An 18,465-nucleotide genomic window follows, 5' to 3' on the forward strand; every position below is an offset into this window, starting at 1 on the left:
GGGTAGGGCGAGAATCCCGAACCGCATGGTTCCTTGCACCACCCCTCACCCTTCCCACCGCTTCGCGGCGGGCCCCTTCCCTCTCCCGGGGCGGGAGAGGGGGACTCCCGACAGGAAGAATCGACATGGATTTCACCGTCTTCGCCCAGCAGATCGCGAACGGCCTGGTCAACGGGATGGCCTATGTGCTCATCGCCACCGGGCTGACGCTGGTCTTCGGGGTGCTGCGCATCGTGAATTTCGCCCATGGCGAGTTCTACATGCTCGGCGCCTACATCACCTATTTCATCGGCACCCTGCTCGGGCTCGACTACATCGCGGCGGCGGCGATCTCGGCGGTGGTGGTGGCGGGGCTCGGCATCGCCGCCAACAAGCTGATCTTCTGGCCGCTGCGCCGCGACCATGAATTCACCATCCTGCTGTCCAGCCTGGGCCTCGCCCTGCTGATCGCCAACGGCGGCGAGCTGCTGTTCGGCGCCGATCCCAAATATGTCGAAAGCCCCTTCGCCGACGAGATTCTGGACATCGGCACGGTGACGCTGACCCAGCAGCGCGTGCTGGTCTTCGCCGCCGCGGTGGTGGCGCTGGTCGCGGTCTATCTGTTCATCCGCTATTCGCGCTTCGGCAAGATGATGCGGGCGACGGCGCAGAATCCGGACGGCGCGGCGCTGACCGGCATCAACATCAAGCTGGTCCACGCCTACACCTTCGCGCTGGCCTGCGGGCTGGCGGCGCTGTCGGGCGCGCTGGTCGGCCCCACCGTGATGATCTTCCCGACCATCGGCAACTGGGCGGTGCTGAAGGGCTTCATCGTCGTCATCATGGGCGGTCTGGGCAGCGTCACCGGCGCCCTGTTCGCCGGCCTGCTGCTGGGCGTTATCGAATCGCTGGGCGGCGGCTACATCTCCCTCGGCTTCATGGAGGCCATCGGCTACGCGATGATCATCGCGGTCCTGCTGTGGCGCCCCAACGGCCTGTTCAGCACGGCAAGAGGTCTGCGATGAACACCAACTCCCACGGCCAGACCCTGGCGATTGCGGGCGGCGTGGCGGCGCTGGCCGTCCTGCCCTTCCTGTCCGGCAACGCCTATCTGGAACATCTGCTGGTGCTGTGGATGCTGTATGCGCTGCTGGCGCTCAGCCTTAACATCGTCATCGGCTATCTGGGCGAGCTCACCTTCGGCCATGCCGCCTTCGTCGGCGTCGGCGCCTACACCTCCGCCATCCTCTCCACGCAGTTCGGCCTGCCGCCGCTGCTGGGGCTGCCGCTGGCCGGTCTGGTGGCGGCGGGGTTCGGGCTGGTGATCGGCTATGCCGCCCTGCGGGTGGTCGGGCCGCAGTTCGCCATCCTGACGCTGGGCTTCGGCGCCATCCTGTTCACCATCACCAACCATTGGGTCGACCTGACGCGCGGGCCCATGGGCATCACCGACATCCCGCCGATGGCGATCGGACAGCTGGCCTTCGACAGCGCCCGCCCGACCTACTACCTCGTGCTGGCGCTGGTTCTGGCGACGGCCTATCTCTGCCATGCCCTGGTCAGCAGCCGCACCGGACGCGCCTTCCTGGCAGTGCGGGAGAATGCGCCGCTGGCCGCCTCGCTCGGCATCAACGTCTTCCATACGAAGCTGCTGGGCTTCGTCGCCGCCACCGCCATCGCCGGCATCGGCGGCGCCATCTACGCCCATTACATCCGGGTCATCACCCCCGACATCATGGGCGTCCACAATGTGGCGGCGCTGATCATCGTGGTGATCATCGGCGGGCGCGGGACCATCCTGGGGCCGATCCTGGGCGCGCTGGTCTATATCGGCCTGCTGGAATCGCTGCGCGTCGCCGGTCCGCTGCGCATGGTCATCTTCGCGGCCCTGCTGACCGGCACCGTCGTCTTCCTGCCGGGCGGGCTGGTCAGCCTGTGGCAGCGCTGGCGCAACAGCCACAGGTCGGAGAACACCCAGCCGGCCACCCCCGCCGGATTGCCCCCCACCGGTTTACCGAGCGCAGAGGGAGGTGCGAAATGAGGGCCACCGCCAACGCAGGAGAGATCCTGTCCGTCAGCAACCTGACCCGCATCTTCGGCGGGCTGACCGCGGTGCGCGACGTCACCATGACGGTGCAGGCCGGCGAGGTGGTCGGCCTGATCGGACCGAACGGCGCCGGCAAGACGACGCTGTTCAACATGCTTGGCGGCTCGCTGCCGCCGTCCTCGGGCAGCATCCGCTTCGACGGCACCGACTGCACCGGCGCGCCGTCGCACGTCATGGGCCAGCGCGGCGTGTCACGCACCTTCCAGATCACCAGCCTGTTCCCCAGCCTGACCGCGCTCGACAATGTGCGCAGCGCCGCCTACCGCACCACGCGGGCCGGCTGGGGTGCCGCCATCCTGCGCAACGCCGCCTATCGCTGGGAAGAGGCGGAGCTGCGGCGCAAAGCGCTGGAGATCCTGGCCTTCTGCGATCTCGACCACCGCACCGACACGCTGGCGGACTCCATGTCCTACGGCGAGCAGCGCCGGCTGGAGATCGCCATCGCGCTCGCCGCCGAACCGCGCCTGCTTTTGCTGGACGAGCCTGCCGCCGGCATGAACCCGGAGGAAGGCCAGCGGTTGGTGGAGATGATCCGCCGCATCCGCGCCCGCGGCGTCACCGTGCTGCTGGTGGAACATCACATGCGCGTGGTCGCCAGCGTCTGCGACCGGCTGGTGGTGCTGGACCATGGAGTGAAGATCGCCGAGGGGCCGCCGGCCCATGTGCTGAACGACGCGGAAGTGATCCGAGTGTATCTGGGACGGGAGCCGGTCGATGCTTAAGGTCGAAGGTCTGAAGGTCAGCTACGGCCACCGCGAGGCGGTCCACAACGTCTTCCTGACCGTTGAGGAAGGGGAACTGGTCACGCTGGTCGGCTCCAACGGCGCCGGCAAGACGACGACGCTGAAGGCGATCTCCGCCCTGCTGCGGCCGAGCGGCGGAACCATCACCTTCGACGGCGAGCGGATCGACCGCATGGCGCCGCATCAGGTGATCGAACGCGGGCTGGTCCATGTGCCGGAAGGCCGCCAGCTTTTCCCCGACATGACGGTGCTGGAACATCTGGAGCTGGGCGCGCTCCGCGGCCGGCCGGGCAGCATGGGCTTCGCCGAGCGGCTGCGCTGGGTCTACGAGCTGTTCCCCATCCTGGCCGAACGCCGCACCCAGCGCGCCGGCACCATGAGCGGTGGCCAGCAGCAGCTTGTCGCCTTCGGGCGCGGCCTGATGGCCAACCCGAAATGCCTGATGCTGGACGAACCGACGCTGGGGCTGGCGCCGATCATCGTCGACACGCTGGCCGATACGATCAAAAGCCTGCACAAGTCCGGCATCACCGTCCTGCTGGTCGAGCAACGGGTCGATCTGGCGCTGCGGCTGGCCGACCGGGCCTATGTGCTGGAAACCGGACGGGTGGTGATGGAGGATGCGGCGCAGACCCTGCTGGCCGATCCGCGCATCAAGACCGCCTATCTGGGGCTGTGAGTGCCGCGACCGGCGGTGCGTGAACCGGCTCAGCCGTAATGCTCGAAGCCGCCTTGGGCGACGCTGGCCTTCCAATAGGCGACGACCGAACAGGAATCGGCCGGAAGGCGAAGCGTCTGGCGGACATGGCCGCGGATGCGCTGGGCGGTGCCATGCTCCGTGCCGCTCCACACCGCCAGCCCCTGCATTCCGGCCGGTGCCGCCGCCATCACCGCGGCCGGCAGGGGCGAGGGGCCGGGCGCCGAACCACGGTCCCGGTGGAACCATGTGACAGAGGTTGCGGCCCTCGATGTCAGTTCCTGCTGTTCGGCCGGTCCCGGCACCTCGACGAACACCTCGGCCGAGGCATCGGCCGGCAGGTTTTCCAGCAGATGGGCGATGCCCGGCAGCGCCGCATGGTCGCCGGCCACCACATAGCGGCCTGCCGGCTTCATGGCGATTCCGCCGGAGACCGAGATCCCCACCCTCTCCCCCGGCCGCGCGCGGGCGGCCCATCCCGACGCCACCCCGGCGCCGTGCAGCACGAAATTCACCTCCAGCGTGCCGGCGGCGGCATCGAAGCGCCGCACCGAGTAGATGCGCGGAGGCGCCCCGGCGCCGCCGCCCCCCGCCGGAACCACCAGACCGATGTGCGGGGCCAGGACACCGGGTTTCAGCGTGAACCCCTCCAGCGCCGGACCGCCGAGAACGATGCGGCGCATGCGCGGCGTCAGGGTGGAGACGGCGACCACCTCCACCCACCGAAGATCACAGGAATGTTTGCTGCTCAAGACTCGCCCCTTCGCGCCGGCACCGACGGCGCCGCATGCTAAATAAGAATGCGACTTGTTCGCAATAGTGCTTTGCCCTATAGGATGCGTTTGCCATTGGAAGGATGCAGGGGCCGCGCACCGGGGCCAGAAAGTCGATCGATGTCGTTCCACCCGAGAATGCAAAGCCATACCGAAGGGATCACCATCCTGGGCGACCTGCAGTGGCGTGCCTGGAACGGGATGATCGCCGATATCTGGACGGTGGCCTGCGACCGCAATGCCGGCGGGGAATATGTGTCGGAGGCCCCGCGCCTCGTCGTGGTGCTCGACCAGCTGGGAGAGGGCGCCCTCCATGTCATGGACTCCCCCGACCGCGGCAAGTCCCACCGGCTGAGCCGGCGCCAGCCCATGAGCTTCGTTCCGGCCGGCCTCAAGGTCTGGTCGCGCACCGAGAGTATCCGCCGCCTGACCCATCTCGACCTGCATTTCGACATGTCCGTGCTGGAAGGCCGCTTCACCGAGGGTCTGGACATCGCGGAAATGGACCGGCCGAGGCTGAACTTCTCCGACGACCGGCTGTTCTCCCTTGCCCGGCTGATCGCGGCGGAATGCCGGTCTTCGGGCACCCTGCACGACCTCTACGGCGAAAGCCTGATGGCCGCCCTGTTCATCGGCCTCGTCCAGAGCGAACCGGCGGCCGACCGCAAGCGTGGGCAGCTGCCGCCGCGCCAGCTGAGACGCGTGATCGACTTCATCGAGGAGCATTGCAGCCGGCCGATCCGCCTGCAGGAACTGGCCGACCTCACCGGCCTGTCGCCCGCCCATTTCTGCTCCGCCTTCAAGGCATCGACCGGCGTGCCGCCGCACAAATGGCAGATGCGGGCACGGGTGGAGCGCGCCAAGTCGCTGCTGACCACCTCTGACGTGACGCTGGCGGCGGCGGCGGCAATGGCGGGATTCTCCGATCAGGCGCATCTGACCCGCGTCTTCCGCCAGATCGTGGGCTCCACCCCCGCCGCCTGGCTGCGCGACCAGTCCGCGTGAGCCGATGCCGCACCGGCGAAGAATGTCGAAAGATCGTCCAACCCGTCCAAAGACGGTTCAATCCGGGCCTCTATGCATATGCTAATCATTCGCAACAACAGCTCCACCTTCGGACAGGATCGTCCGGTGGCGCTTCGCGGGTGGTGCATACAGTCCGAGGCCGATTGCGATGGTTCACTTTTCGATCAAGCGAATGACCCGTTTCCTCTTGAACAGCACGGCGCTCGCCGCCCTGCTGATACCGGCCCTGTCGCAAGCTCAGGCGCAGGACACCAGCACGCCCGCCATCCTCGGTCCGGTGACCGTCGAAGGCAGCAGAACCGTCGATACGGCGACCAGCCCGGTCAAGGGCTATGTGCCGGCCCGGTCGGCCACCGGGTCCAAGACCGACACGCCGCTGGAGGAAATCCCGCAGTCGGTGTCGGTGATCGGCCGCGAGGAGATGGACGACCGCGGCGCCCAGAAGGTGGACGAGGCGCTGCGCTATACCCCCGGCGTCTTCAGCCAGCCCTTCGGCCGTGACAGCGACACCGACTGGGTCTTCATCCGCGGATTCCAGGCGACGCAGTCCGGCGTCTATCAGGACGGGCTGCAGCTCTATGCCTACGGCTTCGGCGGCCAGTTCATCGACAGCTACAATCTGGAGCGGATCGAGGTGCTGCGCGGCGCCTCCTCGGTGCTCTACGGCGGCAGCAACCCCGGCGGCCTGCTGAACTACGTCACCAAGCGTCCGGGCGGCACGCCGGTACGCTCGGTCGAGGTCGGCATCGACCAGCACGGCACCGCCCATCTCGGCCTGGATGTCGGCGGCGCGCTGGATCCGACGCTGAGCTACCGGCTGACCGGCCGCATCGCCGGCGGCGACACCTACACCGACTTCGCCGACGGCTTCCGCGGCACCGTTTCGCCCAGCTTCAAATGGTCGCCGAACGACGCCAACAGCCTGACGATCCTGACCAACTACACCGACATCGACGAGACGCACAACGGCGGCGCCTTCCTGCCCTATGTCGGCACGGTGGTGGATGCGCCGTTCGGCCGGATCGACCGCAAGGCCAACTTCACCGAGCCCGGCATCGACACCTACCGCCGCCGTCAGGCCTCCATCGGCTACGAATTCGAACACCGCTTCGACAACGATCTGATCTTCCGCCAAAACGCGCGCTACAACTACAGCAAGGTCCACGAGGTCACGGTCTATCCCTTCGGCTACGGCGGCTTCTCGGCCACGCCGACCGATCCCAACAACCTGCTGTCGCGCATCAATTTCGAGCACACGACCGAGGTCAACAGTTTCCTGATCGACAACCAGCTGGAAGGCAAGCTGCGCACCGGCCCGGTCGAGCACACGGCGCTGGCCGGCGTCGATTACAAGTATTTCGCCATGGATCAGGTGCAGGCGTCCGGCTCGGCCACGACGCTCAGCGCCACCAACCCGGTCTATGGCGCGGCCCAGGGCCAGCGCTTCGCCTACATCGACCAGGAGCTGACGATGCGTCAGCTCGGCGTCTACCTGCAGGACCAGATGCGCTTCGGCCAGGGCTTCCTGGTGACGCTGAGCGGCCGCTACGACATCGCCTCGACCGATGCCGACGGAACGCCCGCCTATGACGGCAAGACCGGCAAGTTCAGCGGCCGCGCCGGTCTGGCCTACGAGTTTGCCAACGGCCTGACCCCCTATGTCAGCGCCTCCACCTTCTTCAACCCGGTGCTGGGCTCCTCCGCCGCGGTCGGCGTCTTCAAGCCGGAAAGCGGTCGCCAGTACGAGGTCGGCGTCAAGTACCGCCCGGCCTGGATGGATGCCATCTTCACCGCGGCCCTGTTCGACCTGACCCGCACCAACGTGGTGACCGGCGCCTTCAACGCCGAGACCCAGCTGGGCGAGGTCAACTCCCGCGGCGTCGAGCTGGAGGCCAAGGCCAACATCACCCCCAGCCTGAAGGCGACCGCCTCCTTCACCGCGCTCGACCTCGATATCAAGAAGGACGCCAACCCGGCCCTGATCGGCAAGACGCCCTACATCGTGCCGCAGGTCCAGGGTTCGGCATTCCTCGACTACACCTTCCGCGAGAGCGTGCTGAACGGGGTGTCGGTCGGCGGCGGCGTGCGCTATGTCGGGTCGTCCTGGGCCGACAACGAGAACACGCTGAAGGTCCCGGCGGCGACCGTCTTCGATGCGCGGATCGGATACAAGCGCGACAACTGGGGCGCCAACCTGTCGGTCACCAACCTGTTCGACAAGGACTATGTCGCCAGCTGCCAGACCCAGTATTCCTGCGGCTATGCGGAGGGGCGGACCGCCCTGCTGACCCTCAACATGACTTGGTAACCCGATGACCGGCCCGGACCAGCCCCCTGCCCTGTACGAACTGGATGCCGTCGGATTTTCGGCGGCCGGCCGGCCGATCCTGTCGGACCTGTCGCTTCGGCTGGAGCAGGGGCGCATCTACGGGCTGGTCGGCCCCAATGGCTCCGGCAAGAGCACGCTGATCCGCATGCTCGCCCGCCAGCAGCCGCCGGGGGCCGGCCGCATCCGCTGCCTCGGCACCGAGATCGCCCGGATCGGCGAGCGCGACTTCGCCCGCACCGTCGCCTACATGCCGCAATTCACCCCGCCGGCGGAGGGCATGACGGTGCGCGAGCTGGTGGCGCTCGGCCGCTTCCCCTGGCATGGCGCCCTCGGCCGCTTCGGGGCGGAGGACGCCGCCAAGGTGGAGGAGGCGATCCAGGAGACCAACCTCGACGCCTTCGCCGACCGGCTGGTCGACAGCCTGTCCGGCGGCGAGCGGCAGCGCGTGTGGCTCGCCATGATGCTGGCGCAGGACACGCGCTGCCTGCTGCTGGACGAACCGACCTCGGCGCTCGACATCGCCAGTCAGGTCGAGATGCTCGGGCTGGTGCGCCGGCTGAGCCGAGCCCGCGGCATCGGGGCGGTCATCGTTCTGCACGACATCAACATGGCCGCCCGCGTCTGCGACGAAATCCTGGCGATGCGCGGCGGCGCGCTGATTGCCCAGGGAACGCCGGACGCCATCATGACCGGCGAGACGCTGGGCGCGATCTACCGCCTCGCCATGGGCATCGTCCCGCATCCCGTCACCGGCGACCCCATCGGCTACGTCCTGTGATGGCACGGGCAAGGACGATATCGCGGCGCCGCGCGCTGGGCTTCACCGCCGGGCTTGCATCGATGCCCCGCCTCGCCTGGGCCGCTGGACCGCAACGGGTGGCGGTCATCGACTGGGCTCTGCTGGAAACGGTGCTGGCGCTGGGGGTGGTCCCGGTCGCCGCCACCGAACTGCTGCAATTCCGCAAGACAGTTGTCGAGCCCGCGGTGCCGGAGTCCGTCGCCGACATCGGATTGCGCGGAACACCGAATTACGAGGCGCTGAACCTCGCGGAGCCGGACCTGATCCTCACCTCCAACTACTACGAGGGCCAGCGCACCAGCCTGGAGCGGGTCGCGCAAACCGTGTCGCTGTCGATCTACACGGCCGGCGTCCAGCCCTACCCGGCCGCCGCAGAGGCCGCCCTTACCCTCGGCCGGCTGCTCGGCCGCGAGGTACAGGCACAGGCCGTCGTCGCAGATACCGAGGCGGAAATCGCCCGCCTGCGCGGGAGGTTGAGCGGTGTCGGGCGGCGGCCGGTGCTGGCGATCAATTTCGGCGACGCCCGCCATTTCCGCGCCTTCGGCACCGACAGCATGTTCGGCGACGTGCTCCGCCGGCTGGGGGTGGAGAATGGCTGGGCGGCGCAGTCCAGCTACAGCGCAACCGCACCGGTCGGCATCGAGGCGCTGGCCCGCTTCCCCGACGCCACCGTCATCGTCGTTCCGCCGGTTCCCGCCGACGCGGTGCGGACACTGGCCGACAGCGCCCTGTGGCAGGCCCTGCCGATGGTACGGGAAAGCCGCGTGACGGTGATCGAGGCGGTCAACCATTTCGGCGGTCTCCCCGCCGCCCTGCGCTTCGCCCGCCTCGCCACCACAGCCCTTTTGCGAGGCAAAGACGGCCATGGCTGAGCGAGCCCCGATGAACCGCATCCTGCTGTGGGGCGGACTGGCCCTGGTCGCCGCCTGCCTGTCCATCGTCCAGGTCGCCGGACATTTCGCTTCGCCCGCACCGGCCGGAACGACACCGAACAGCGCCGACTGGCTCGACGCCATCATCCTCTATCACAGCGTCCTGCCGCGCATCGCCGTTTCGCTGGTCGCCGGGGCGGCGCTGGGACTGTCGGGGCTTCTGCTCCAGCGCGTCCTGCGCAACCCGCTGGCCGAGCCATCGACCCTCGGCGTGTCGGCCGGCGCCCAGCTCGCCATGACGGTGGGGCTGCTCTACGCCCCGGCGCTGATGGAACAGGCGCGCGAGGGCGTGGCGCTGGCCGGCGGGCTGACAGTGGTCGGGCTGATCCTCGCCATGACATGGCGACGCGGGTTGGAGCCGGTCGCCGTGATCCTGGCCGGCATGATGGTCGCGCTGACCGCCACCATGGCCAGCGCCGCACTGATCCTCGCCAACGGCGACTATCTCTTCTCCATCTTCATCTGGGGCGGCGGCGCGCTGGCGCAGCAAAGTTGGGGCCCCACCCTGACCATCGCGCTGCGCCTGCTGGTCGGCCTCGCCGCCGCCATCCTGCTGACGCGCCCGCTGGCCATCCTCGGCCTCGACGATGCCAGCGCCCGCAGCCTGGGCGTCGCCCTCAACGCGACGCGCTTCGCCGTCATCGGCGTCGCGGTCTGGCTGGCCGCCAGCGTGACGGCGGAGGTCGGCGTGATCGGCTTCGTCGGGCTGGCCGCCCCCGCCCTGGCGCATCTCAGCGGTGCGCGCACCCAGAGCCGGAAACTGATCGCCGCGCCGCTGATCGGCGCCATCCTGCTCTGGGTCACCGACGGGCTGGTTCAGCTTCTGGCCGGCGCCAACGGCGAACGGGTGCCGACCGGCGCCGCCACCGCCCTGCTGGGCGGCCCGCTGCTGCTGTGGCTACTGCCGCGCCTGCGCATGTTCGAATGGCCGTCGCCCAACAACCGCCCAGCGCCGTCGCGCCGCAGCCCGCGCCCCCGCCTGCTGATCGGCCTGATCGCCTTGCTGGGCCTTGCCGCCGTGGCTCTCGCCCTGACCGTCGGCTATGGCCCGGACGGCTGGTCCGTCGCCACCGGCTCCCTGCTCGACCGGCTGCTGGCATGGCGGGGGCCGCGTGTGGCGGTCGCGGCGGCGGCGGGCGCCATGCTGGCGGCGGCCGGAATGCTGTTGCAGCGCATCACCGCCAACCCGTTGGCCAGCCCGGAAATCCTCGGCGTCGGCACCGGATCGGGCGTCGGGCTGACCGCCGCGCTGTTCCTGGTCGCCGCACCCGGCATCGGCATCCAGATCGCCGCCTCGGCGGCGGGAGCGGTGCTGGTGCTGGCCGCCATGCTGGCCCTGTCGCTGCGCGCCGGCTTCGGACCGGAACGTCTGCTGCTGGCCGGCATCGCCATGAGCGCGCTGTGCAGCGCCGTCCTGACCGCCGTCATCGCCACCGGCACGCCCCAGGCCTTCACCCTGCTGCGCTGGCTGAGCGGATCGACCAACGACGCCGGCCCGGCCGACGCCTGGTTCTGCGCGGGCGCCGCGGTCCTGCTGCTGGCGGCACTGCCGCTGGCCTCCCGCTGGCTGGAGATCCTGCCGCTCGGCGACGTCACCGCCCGGTCGGTCGGCCTGCCGGTGCAGCGCTGCCGCATCCTTCTGGTCCTGTTCGCCGGCCTGCTCACCGCGGCGGCGGCGCTCTTCGTCGGACCCTTGAGCTTCGTCGGCCTGATCGCCCCGCACCTCGCCCGGCTCGCCGGCCTCGGCCGCGCGCTGGAGCAGGGCCTCGGCGCGGTGCTGATCGGCGCCGGCCTGATGGTGGTGTCGGATTGGCTGGCGCGAACCGTCGCCTTCCCGTATCAACTGCCGCTGGGATTGTTCGCCGCGCTGCTTGCCGGCCCCTACCTGATCTGGTTGCTCAGCCGAGCCGGCTCGCGCGCCGGCTAGCCCGTTCTGTTCCCCCGTGCCTATTCCCATTTTCAGTTCCGGAATGAGAAGAGCCATGCTCCGCCGCTTCCTCGCCTACTACCGTCCCTACAAGGGCCTGCTGATTCTCGACATTTCCTGCGCGATCCTGTCGGGACTGCTGGAGCTGGGCTTCCCGATGGCGGTGCGCGCCTTCGTGGACCGGCTACTGCCCACCCAGGATTGGCCGCTGATCGTCGCCGCGACGGCGCTGCTGCTGGCGGTCTACATGGCGAATGGCGGGTTGATGGCCATCGTGACCTATTGGGGCCACAAGCTGGGCGTCAACATCGAGACGGAGATGCGGCGGAAGAGCTTCGACCATCTGCAGAAGCTCTCCTTCAGCTTCTACGACAACAACAAGACCGGCCATCTCGTCGGCCGCGTCACCCGCGACCTGGACGAGATCGGCGAGGTGGCGCACCACGGCCCCGAAGACCTGCTGATCGCGGTGATGACCTTCGTCGGCGCCTTCGCCCTGATGGCGGTGGTGCATCTGCCGCTGGCGCTGATCACCGCCGCCATCGTGCCGGTGATCGCGTGGCTGACCAGCCGCTATGGCGGGCGCATGACCAAGAATTGGCAGTCGCTCTATTCCCGCGTCGGCGACTTCAACGTCCGCATCGAGGAGAATGTCGGCGGCATGCGCGTCGTCCAGGCCTTCACCAACGAGGACCACGAGCGCAAGCTGTTCGCCGAGGACAACGACCGCTACCGCAAGACCAAGCTCGACGCCTACAAGATCATGGCAGCGTCGACGACGCTCAGCTACATGAGCATGCGGCTGATCCTGATCGTCGTCATGCTGACCGGCGCCCATTTCGTCCTGGTGGGGGAACTGACCCAGGGCGGGTTCTTCGCCTTCCTGCTGCTGGTCAACACCTTCTTCCGCCCCATCGAGAAGATCAACGCGGTCATCGAGACCTACCCGCGCGGCATCGCCGGCTTCCGCCGCTACACCGCCCTGCTCGACACCCAGCCCGACATCGCGGACGCTCCCAATGCCGTCCCGGCGCCGCCGCTGAAGGGCGACATCCGCTTCGAAGGCGTGTCCTTCGGCTATGACCCCGCCCGCCCGGTCCTGAAGGGTGTCGACCTTAGCATCAAGGCAGGATCCACCGTCGCCTTCATCGGCCCGTCGGGCGCCGGCAAGACGACGATCTGCTCGCTGCTGCCACGCTTCTACGAGATCGCCGGCGGCAGCATCACCATCGACGGCCTCGACATCCGCAGCATGACGCTGGCCTCGCTGCGCCGGCAGATCGGCATCGTCCAGCAGGACGTCTTCCTGTTCGGCGGCACCATCCGCGAGAACATCGCCTATGGCCGGCTGGGCGCGTCCGACGCCGAGATCGCCGAGGCGGCGCGCCGCGCCCATCTCGACGGGCTGATCGCCTCGCTGCCCGACGGGCTCGACACCATCATCGGCGAGCGTGGCGTGAAGTTGTCGGGCGGCCAGAAGCAGCGGTTGACCATCGCCCGCATGTTCCTGAAGAACCCGCCGATCCTGATCCTGGACGAGGCGACCTCGGCGCTCGACACCCGGACGGAGCGGGAAATCCAGAAATCCCTGATGGAGCTGGCGGAAGGGCGGACGACGCTGATCATCGCCCACCGTCTGGCGACCATCCGCAGCGCCGACGAGGTCTATGTCGTCGGCACCGGAGGCGGGATCCAGCGCATCACCCACGAGGAACTGGCCGCCCACGGCTGAGGGGGCGACGGGGGCGGTGACGGACCGAGGAGACGGGTCGCCGCTCCCCCCCCTTGGGCATTTTCACGGTTTCAGACTCGATGCGTGCTTGTGGATAGCCATCGAACAGGATAGGCCGGGCAGATGGACATCGTCTCAACATCATACCGAAATATCGTATAGTCCGGGACGCAGCCTTCACTTTGGTGTTATGCAGGCTTTACTATCAACCAGACCAACGCTTCCCTTAACATTAGGACAAGGTCTTTGTATGGTACATTGAAATCAGTGACAGAAACGGGTTTCAATGCAACAGATAAACAAGACCGTTTCCTTCACAGCTGGCGGACTGATTCTACTGTTCGTTGCCCTGGCTGCGTTGTTCACCGAGCCGTTCGGCTCCCGCGTGTCGGAGATGCAGGCATTTGTCGTCGGCAACTTCGGCTGGTTCTACGTGCTTGTCGTCGCAGGTTTCCTGCTGTTCGTCCTGTGGCTCTTCTTCAGCCCCTATGGCGCGATCAAGCTGGGGCACGACGATGACGAGCCGGAATTCAGCTATCCCTCCTGGTTCGCCATGCTGTTCAGCGCCGGGATGGGCATCGGGCTGCTGTTCTACGGCGTCGCCGAGCCGATGCTGCATTTCTCCAATCCGCGCGTGGGCGAGGCGGGAACTCCCGACGCTGCGCGCGAGGCGATGAACCTCGCATTCCTGCATTGGGGCCTGCACGCCTGGGCGATCTACATCGTCGTCGGGCTGTCGCTCGGGTATTTCGCCTATCGCCAGGATCTTCCCCTGACCATCCGGTCGGCGCTCTACCCGCTGCTGGGCGACCGCATCCGCGGCTGGCCCGGCCATGTCGTCGACATCATCGCCATCTTCGGCACGCTGTTCGGGATCGCGACCTCGCTGGGGCTCGGCGTCATGCAGATCAACGCCGGCTTCGCCTATCTCGGCCTGCTCGACGTCGGTTTGTCGCAGCAGATCGTGCTGATCGCCGTCATCACGGTGGTGGCCACCGCCTCCGCCGCCAGCGGCGTGGGGCGGGGCATCCGCCGATTGAGCGAACTGAACATGCTGGCGGGCGTGCTGCTGCTGGCCTTCGTCTTCCTGCTGGGTCCGACGGTGTTCCTGCTGTCGACGCTGGTGGAAAGCATCGGCCGTTACCTGTGGACGCTGCCCTACACCAGCTTCCGCACCCTGCCCTATGCCGGGGCGGAGTGGCAGGCGAGCTGGACGATGTTCTATTGGGGCTGGTGGATCTCCTGGGCGCCCTTCGTCGGCATGTTCATCGCCCGTGTGTCGCGCGGCCGCACCATCCGCGAATTCATCGGCGGCGTGCTGTTCGCGCCGGTCGCGCTGACCATGCTGTGGTTCATCGTGTTCGGCGAAACGGCGATCCACATGGAGATGTTCGAAGGCGGCGGCATGGCCGCGGCGGTGGCCGACAGCGTGCCGACCGCGCTGTTCGTCATGCTGGACCGGCTGCCGCTCAGCACCATCACCTCCGCCATCGCCACGCTGATGGTCGTCACCTTCTTCGTCACCTCCGCCGATTCCGGCGCGATGGTCATCGACATCATCGGCTCCGGCGGCGATCAGGATCCGCCGATCGCCACGCGCATCTTCTGGGCACTGCTGTCGGGGGTGGTGGCGGCGGTGCTCCTGCTGGTCGGCGGGCTCCAGGCCCTGCAGACCGCGGCGGTCACCACGGCGCTGCCCTTCGCGCTCGTCATGGTGCTGATGTGCGTCGGTCTCGTCCTCAGCCTGCGCAGCGAGCGGAAAGTCGATCCCGGCAGGCGCACGGCCCGCGTCACGGCAGGCACCCCCGCTCCGGCGGCGGAGACGGCCGACGACGGGGATTGGCGGCAAGGGCTTGCCGCGATGCTGGGCCGCCGGAGCGGACAGGCGGCGGTTCCGCCGGGCGCGGGGGCCGCGCGGCGCAACGTCGCGCGCTTCATCGCCGACGACGTGGTGCCGGCCCTGCGCGACGTCGCGGAGGAGCTGGAACGCAACGGCCGCGTCGTGGAAATCGACGCCAGTTCCTTCAGCGCCGGCATCGCCGTGCTGAGGAACGGCCAGGAGGAGTTCTCCTACGCGATCCGCGCGCGCGCCTATCATCCCATGAGCTTCGCCTTCTCGGGCATCGAGAAGGATGACGAGCCGTGGCAGACGCGGGCCGAGGTCATCCTGCGCGGCGGCCTGCACAAGCAGCTTCCGCAGGAGCGGATGAACCGCCGCGCCATCCGGCATGATTTCGTCCGCGAATACGGCAAATGGGTGGGCTGGTGAGATGACGCTTCCGTCGTCCCGCGAACTCCGCCACGAGCATTTCCGGCAGATCTTCCTCAGCGAACGGTCGCGCCGGGAATCGATCAGGAGCAGCATCGGGACGCCGGTATCGGCCATCTCTTTCGCGGTCTTCGCACTGGGAAACCTGGCGGTGCGTTTCGACGCCTCCCGGCTGTACGAGCCCACCGCCACGGCCATCGCCGTGCTGACCGCGATCAGCGTGCTGGCCCTGCTCGGCGCCGTCCATCAGGTCTTCATGGTGGAATGGCTGTTTGTCCATCACGAACCGCCCCGCCTGACCGATCTGGTCCTGGCGGAGGAGAGCCTGCGCGCCGGCAAAGGGGAGGAGGAGGTGGCGGCCGGCATGATGGATCTGATGACGGCCAGCTACTCCATCGCCTTCGAACAGTATCTGTGGGGCAACACGGTCAGCGCGCGCAGCCGCACCCGGGCCTTGCGGCTGGTGATTCTGTCGCTGACCTTCCTGGCGGCCGGCTTTCTGCTGCTGCCCTTTCATCTGAAGCGCTGAACCCATGCTCTGGCTCGACCGCATCTTGACCCGCCGGCGCATGCAGGACTGTTTCGGTCCGGTGCCGCGCTGGTCGCATTTCCGGCTGCGCCCGGCCTGCCTTCAGCTGTCCCGGCAGGAGCGGGACATGCAGGAACTGCTCAAGCTGGCGGTGGCGCCGCGCCTGACGATGGCCGACGAGGAACTCGCCATTCTCATCGCCCCCGCCGAGCGCCGTGCCATCGAGACGGACTGAGGCATGGACCGGATGGCCCTCAGGCCGCCCGCACATGGCGCAGGAACTCTTCCGCCTGATCGCGAAGCGCCATCGCCTGCCGTCCGAGATCGGCGGCGGCGGCGCGGACCTCCGACGCCATCGTCCCGGTCTCGTGCGCGGACTGCGAGACTTCGCGGATGTTGTCGGTCACCTCCGCCGTGCGGTCGGCGGCGCGCTGGACCGAGCGGGCGATGTCGGCGGTGGTGACGCCCTGGTGATCGGCCGATACGGCGATGCGGCCGACGAGATCGCTGACCGACAGCACGGTGCGGCCGATCCCCTCGATGGCCTCCACGGCATGGCCGGTCACCGCCTGGATTTCCGCCACCTGCCGGGCGATGTCGTCGGTCGCGCGCGCGGTCTGGTTCGCCAGCGTCTTCACCTCTCCGGCCACCACGGCGAAGCCCTTGCCGGCCTCCCCCGCCCTTGCGGCTTCGATGGTCGCGTTCAGCGCCAGCAGGTTGGTCTGGCCGGCGATGTCCTGGATCAGGGTCACCACCTCGCCGATCTTGCCGGCGGCGGCCGCCAGCCCGTCCATCGTCCGATTGGTGTTCGTCACCTCCTCCACCGCGCTGCGGACCATGCGGGCGGACTCTTCCACCTGCCGGCTGACTTCGCCGATGGAGATGCTCAGCTCTTCCGAAGCGCCCGCGACGGTGCGGACGTCGTCGCTCGCCTCGGCGGCGGCGGTGCTGACGGTGTCGGCGCGGACGCTGCCGGTCTCGGCAATGTCGTGCAGGCGCTGGGCATTGGCCTGCAGCTGCGTGGTGGTGGCGCTCAGAACCTCGACGACGCCCAGCAGCGACCCTTCGAAGGACTGTGCCACCGCGTCCATCGCCTTGCGTCGTTCCTGCACCGAGCGGGCGCGCTCCTCCGCCTGGGCTTCGTGCAGCTTGGCGACCTCGATGGCATTGTCCTTGAACACGCTGAGCGCCTTCGCCATGCCGCCGATCTCGTCCTTGCGGCCCAGCGCCGGGATGGCGACCGACAGGTTGCCGCGCGCCAGATCCTCCATGGCGCCGCGGATGCCCGACAGCGGCCGGAACATGCGCCGGGCCAGCAGCAGGCAGCAGACGGCGACCAGCAGGGTCACCGCCCCGCCGATGGTCGCGATCATCGTCTGGGTGTCGCGGATGGTCGCGAAGAACTCCGCTTTGGGAATGCCGACATAGAGCACGCCGACCACGCGCCCGTCCGGCGCCTTGATCGGGTCGTAAGCCGTGTAGAAGGGCGTGCCGAGAATGTCCGCCTGCCCGCGATAGGGCACGCCGCGTCCCAGCACCGCGTCATGGACCGGCCCCTTCGCCAGCGTGGTGCCGACCGCGCGGCTGCCGTCCGGCTTCAGCACATTGGTGGAAACGCGCCGGTCGCCCATGAACAGGGTCGCCGTGCCGCCGACCAGCCGCTTGACCCGATCCACCGGCTCGAAGAAGTCGTTCAGGGCTCGGTCGCCGGCATAGAGCTTGCCGTCACGCAGGTCGAAAGCCTGCCCGTACTGGTTCAGCACGTCCCACGCCACGCGCATGTTGGTTTCCTGCCGTTCCATCGCCACCCTATCGGCATAGCGGGTCAGCAGAAACTCGTTGACACCGAATGTGGCAAAGGCGAGCAACAGCAATCCGCCCCCGCAGAGAAGCACCGTCTTGCCCGCCAACGACAAAGCTTTTATCCTCATACCCAACCCCTGGTTTGATTCGAACACTGAATGTTTGTTTTTGTTTTTTGGCCCTACCCTTAAGGAGAGCCGCAATAGCAAGGGAAAGAGGGAGATGGGTTAAGGAAAAGTTAGAGGAAAGTCCCAATTCCTCTTCGGGTGTTTGCCTCAGTCATACGGATTGATTGGCGGGCGATGACTGTTGCGACAAATTCGTTCACTCACCGCCCCTGCGTATCAACAACATTACGGACTATGACCGACGATGTGCCCGATTTGGTCGCTCGCTGGTTTTCTCGAGACCACGACCCACAACATAGGCTAAAAGGCATATACCTCTAAAACATGGCCCGCTGACGCAGGAACCGCCGACGCATATACGGCCCATATATTCTCGGGCACCACTGCCCCCCATCGAATCTATACGCGGCTCCGGATCATCCTTGCAGGGTCGAATCCCCCGCCCGCCGGCATCACGGCGGATGGGCGGTGCGGCCCTTTTTCCGTTCGACCGGAGCCCTCACCCCATGCTCGACCTTCTGTTCCTGGCGCTGACCGTCGGCTTCTTCGCCGCGGCGGTGGCCTATGTCCACGCCTGCGACCGGCTGTGAGGAGGCGGCGATGATCCTCGATTACGCGCTGGCCGGCCTCGTGACCGGCGGGCTGCTGGCCTATCTGGTCTATGCCCTGATCCACCCCGAACGGTTCTGAGG

The 18,465-nt window shown here is 67.7% G+C and carries 17 protein-coding genes; 15 read left to right on the forward strand and 2 right to left on the reverse strand.

Annotation, left to right across the window (positions count from 1 at the left end; all coding sequences use genetic code 11):
* The first annotated feature begins 125 nt into the window (after positions 1-125).
* The 4 genes from AZOLI_RS20420 to AZOLI_RS20435 are packed head-to-tail and all read left to right on the forward strand — an operon-like array spanning position 126 to position 3,508.
* Entirely contained in the window at positions 126-1,004 is an 879-nt protein-coding gene (locus tag AZOLI_RS20420; RefSeq protein WP_014189037.1) for a branched-chain amino acid ABC transporter permease, read from the forward strand.
* Positions 1,001-2,020, forward strand: a complete 1,020-nt coding sequence (locus tag AZOLI_RS20425; protein ID WP_014189038.1) for a branched-chain amino acid ABC transporter permease — start codon at positions 1,001-1,003, stop codon at positions 2,018-2,020. The genes AZOLI_RS20420 and AZOLI_RS20425 overlap by 4 nt, the downstream gene beginning before the upstream one ends.
* Positions 2,017-2,808 (forward strand): ABC transporter ATP-binding protein, encoded by a 792-nt coding sequence (locus AZOLI_RS20430; protein ID WP_014189039.1) that lies wholly within the window; start codon positions 2,017-2,019, stop codon positions 2,806-2,808. Before AZOLI_RS20425 ends, AZOLI_RS20430 begins: the two co-directional genes overlap by 4 nt.
* Positions 2,801-3,508, forward strand: a complete 708-nt coding sequence (locus AZOLI_RS20435) for an ABC transporter ATP-binding protein (RefSeq protein WP_014189040.1) — start codon at positions 2,801-2,803, stop codon at positions 3,506-3,508. The genes AZOLI_RS20430 and AZOLI_RS20435 overlap by 8 nt, the downstream gene beginning before the upstream one ends.
* A 29-nt stretch (positions 3,509-3,537) precedes the next feature.
* On the opposite strand, the gene AZOLI_RS20440 is transcribed toward AZOLI_RS20435, so the two are convergent.
* Entirely contained in the window at positions 3,538-4,278 is a 741-nt protein-coding gene (locus AZOLI_RS20440; protein WP_044552256.1) for a siderophore-interacting protein, read from the reverse strand.
* Positions 4,279-4,419: 141 nt separating this feature from the next.
* Here AZOLI_RS20440 and AZOLI_RS20445 point away from each other — a divergent pair, with 141 nt between their 5' ends.
* The 9 genes from AZOLI_RS20445 (at position 4,420) to AZOLI_RS20485 (ending at position 16,077) form a co-directional block, all read left to right on the forward strand.
* Positions 4,420-5,304: a helix-turn-helix domain-containing protein gene (locus tag AZOLI_RS20445; RefSeq protein WP_044552258.1), complete on the forward strand. Its 885-nt coding sequence runs from the start codon at positions 4,420-4,422 to the stop codon at positions 5,302-5,304.
* A 193-nt stretch (positions 5,305-5,497) separates the two neighbouring features.
* On the forward strand, positions 5,498-7,633 hold the full coding sequence (locus AZOLI_RS20450; RefSeq protein ID WP_014189043.1) for a TonB-dependent siderophore receptor: 2,136 nt from the start codon (positions 5,498-5,500) through the stop codon (positions 7,631-7,633).
* 4 nt (positions 7,634-7,637) lie between these two features.
* Positions 7,638-8,432, forward strand: coding sequence for an ABC transporter ATP-binding protein (locus AZOLI_RS20455; RefSeq protein ID WP_014189044.1), 795 nt, complete (start codon positions 7,638-7,640; stop codon positions 8,430-8,432).
* Positions 8,432-9,325 carry an ABC transporter substrate-binding protein gene (locus tag AZOLI_RS20460; protein WP_014189045.1) on the forward strand — a complete coding sequence of 298 codons (894 nt, stop codon included), beginning with the start codon at positions 8,432-8,434 and terminating at the stop codon, positions 9,323-9,325. The genes AZOLI_RS20455 and AZOLI_RS20460 overlap by 1 nt, the downstream gene beginning before the upstream one ends.
* Positions 9,318-11,312: a Fe(3+)-hydroxamate ABC transporter permease FhuB gene (fhuB, locus tag AZOLI_RS20465; protein ID WP_044552260.1), complete on the forward strand. Its 1,995-nt coding sequence runs from the start codon at positions 9,318-9,320 to the stop codon at positions 11,310-11,312. Before AZOLI_RS20460 ends, fhuB begins: the two co-directional genes overlap by 8 nt.
* Before the next feature lie 55 nt (positions 11,313-11,367).
* The gene (locus tag AZOLI_RS20470; protein WP_014189047.1) at positions 11,368-13,044 is read left to right on the forward strand and encodes an ABC transporter ATP-binding protein; all 1,677 of its coding nucleotides are present in this window, start codon (positions 11,368-11,370) and stop codon (positions 13,042-13,044) included.
* Positions 13,045-13,330: 286 nt separating this feature from the next.
* Entirely contained in the window at positions 13,331-15,313 is a 1,983-nt protein-coding gene (locus AZOLI_RS20475; protein WP_014189048.1) for a BCCT family transporter, read from the forward strand.
* A gap of 1 nt (position 15,314) precedes the next feature.
* Positions 15,315-15,842, forward strand: coding sequence for a hypothetical protein (locus AZOLI_RS20480; protein WP_014189049.1), 528 nt, complete (start codon positions 15,315-15,317; stop codon positions 15,840-15,842).
* A 4-nt stretch (positions 15,843-15,846) separates the two neighbouring features.
* Positions 15,847-16,077: a hypothetical protein gene (locus tag AZOLI_RS20485; protein ID WP_014189050.1), complete on the forward strand. Its 231-nt coding sequence runs from the start codon at positions 15,847-15,849 to the stop codon at positions 16,075-16,077.
* 19 nt (positions 16,078-16,096) lie between these two features.
* On the opposite strand, the gene AZOLI_RS33660 is transcribed toward AZOLI_RS20485, so the two are convergent.
* Complete coding sequence (locus AZOLI_RS33660) at positions 16,097-17,710, reverse strand: methyl-accepting chemotaxis protein (RefSeq protein WP_162488336.1); 1,614 nt, start codon at positions 17,708-17,710, stop codon at positions 16,097-16,099.
* Between the two features lie 524 nt (positions 17,711-18,234).
* Between AZOLI_RS33660 and AZOLI_RS33665 the strand changes: the two genes are divergently transcribed.
* Both AZOLI_RS33665 and AZOLI_RS20495 read left to right on the forward strand, forming a co-directional pair.
* The gene (locus tag AZOLI_RS33665) at positions 18,235-18,363 is read left to right on the forward strand and encodes a hypothetical protein (protein WP_275451547.1); all 129 of its coding nucleotides are present in this window, start codon (positions 18,235-18,237) and stop codon (positions 18,361-18,363) included.
* A 10-nt stretch (positions 18,364-18,373) separates the two neighbouring features.
* Positions 18,374-18,463 (forward strand): K(+)-transporting ATPase subunit F, encoded by a 90-nt coding sequence (locus AZOLI_RS20495; RefSeq protein ID WP_014189053.1) that lies wholly within the window; start codon positions 18,374-18,376, stop codon positions 18,461-18,463.
* Positions 18,464-18,465 lie beyond the last annotated feature (2 nt).

It is taken from the genome of Azospirillum lipoferum 4B, assembly GCF_000283655.1.
Lineage (GTDB): Bacteria > Pseudomonadota > Alphaproteobacteria > Azospirillales > Azospirillaceae > Azospirillum > Azospirillum lipoferum_C.

Excerpts from the sequence above, each read along its gene's own strand:
- AZOLI_RS20485 (WP_014189050.1), top strand. The coding sequence starts at position 15,847 with ATGCTCTGGCTCGACCGCATCTTGACCCGCCGGCGCATGCAGGACTGT.
- fhuB (WP_044552260.1), top strand. The coding sequence starts at position 9,318 with ATGGCTGAGCGAGCCCCGATGAACCGCATCCTGCTGTGGGGCGGACTG.
- AZOLI_RS20455 (WP_014189044.1), top strand. The coding sequence starts at position 7,638 with ATGACCGGCCCGGACCAGCCCCCTGCCCTGTACGAACTGGATGCCGTC.
- AZOLI_RS20450 (WP_014189043.1), top strand. The coding sequence starts at position 5,498 with ATGACCCGTTTCCTCTTGAACAGCACGGCGCTCGCCGCCCTGCTGATA.
- AZOLI_RS20425 (WP_014189038.1), top strand. The coding sequence starts at position 1,001 with ATGAACACCAACTCCCACGGCCAGACCCTGGCGATTGCGGGCGGCGTG.
- AZOLI_RS20430 (WP_014189039.1), top strand. The coding sequence starts at position 2,017 with ATGAGGGCCACCGCCAACGCAGGAGAGATCCTGTCCGTCAGCAACCTG.
- AZOLI_RS20495 (WP_014189053.1), top strand. The coding sequence starts at position 18,374 with ATGATCCTCGATTACGCGCTGGCCGGCCTCGTGACCGGCGGGCTGCTG.
- AZOLI_RS20470 (WP_014189047.1), top strand. The coding sequence starts at position 11,368 with ATGCTCCGCCGCTTCCTCGCCTACTACCGTCCCTACAAGGGCCTGCTG.
- AZOLI_RS20420 (WP_014189037.1), top strand. The coding sequence starts at position 126 with ATGGATTTCACCGTCTTCGCCCAGCAGATCGCGAACGGCCTGGTCAAC.
- AZOLI_RS20475 (WP_014189048.1), top strand. The coding sequence starts at position 13,331 with ATGCAACAGATAAACAAGACCGTTTCCTTCACAGCTGGCGGACTGATT.
- AZOLI_RS20435 (WP_014189040.1), top strand. The coding sequence starts at position 2,801 with ATGCTTAAGGTCGAAGGTCTGAAGGTCAGCTACGGCCACCGCGAGGCG.
- AZOLI_RS33665 (WP_275451547.1), top strand. The coding sequence starts at position 18,235 with ATGGGCGGTGCGGCCCTTTTTCCGTTCGACCGGAGCCCTCACCCCATG.
- AZOLI_RS20460 (WP_014189045.1), top strand. The coding sequence starts at position 8,432 with ATGGCACGGGCAAGGACGATATCGCGGCGCCGCGCGCTGGGCTTCACC.
- AZOLI_RS20445 (WP_044552258.1), top strand. The coding sequence starts at position 4,420 with ATGTCGTTCCACCCGAGAATGCAAAGCCATACCGAAGGGATCACCATC.
- AZOLI_RS20480 (WP_014189049.1), top strand. The coding sequence starts at position 15,315 with ATGACGCTTCCGTCGTCCCGCGAACTCCGCCACGAGCATTTCCGGCAG.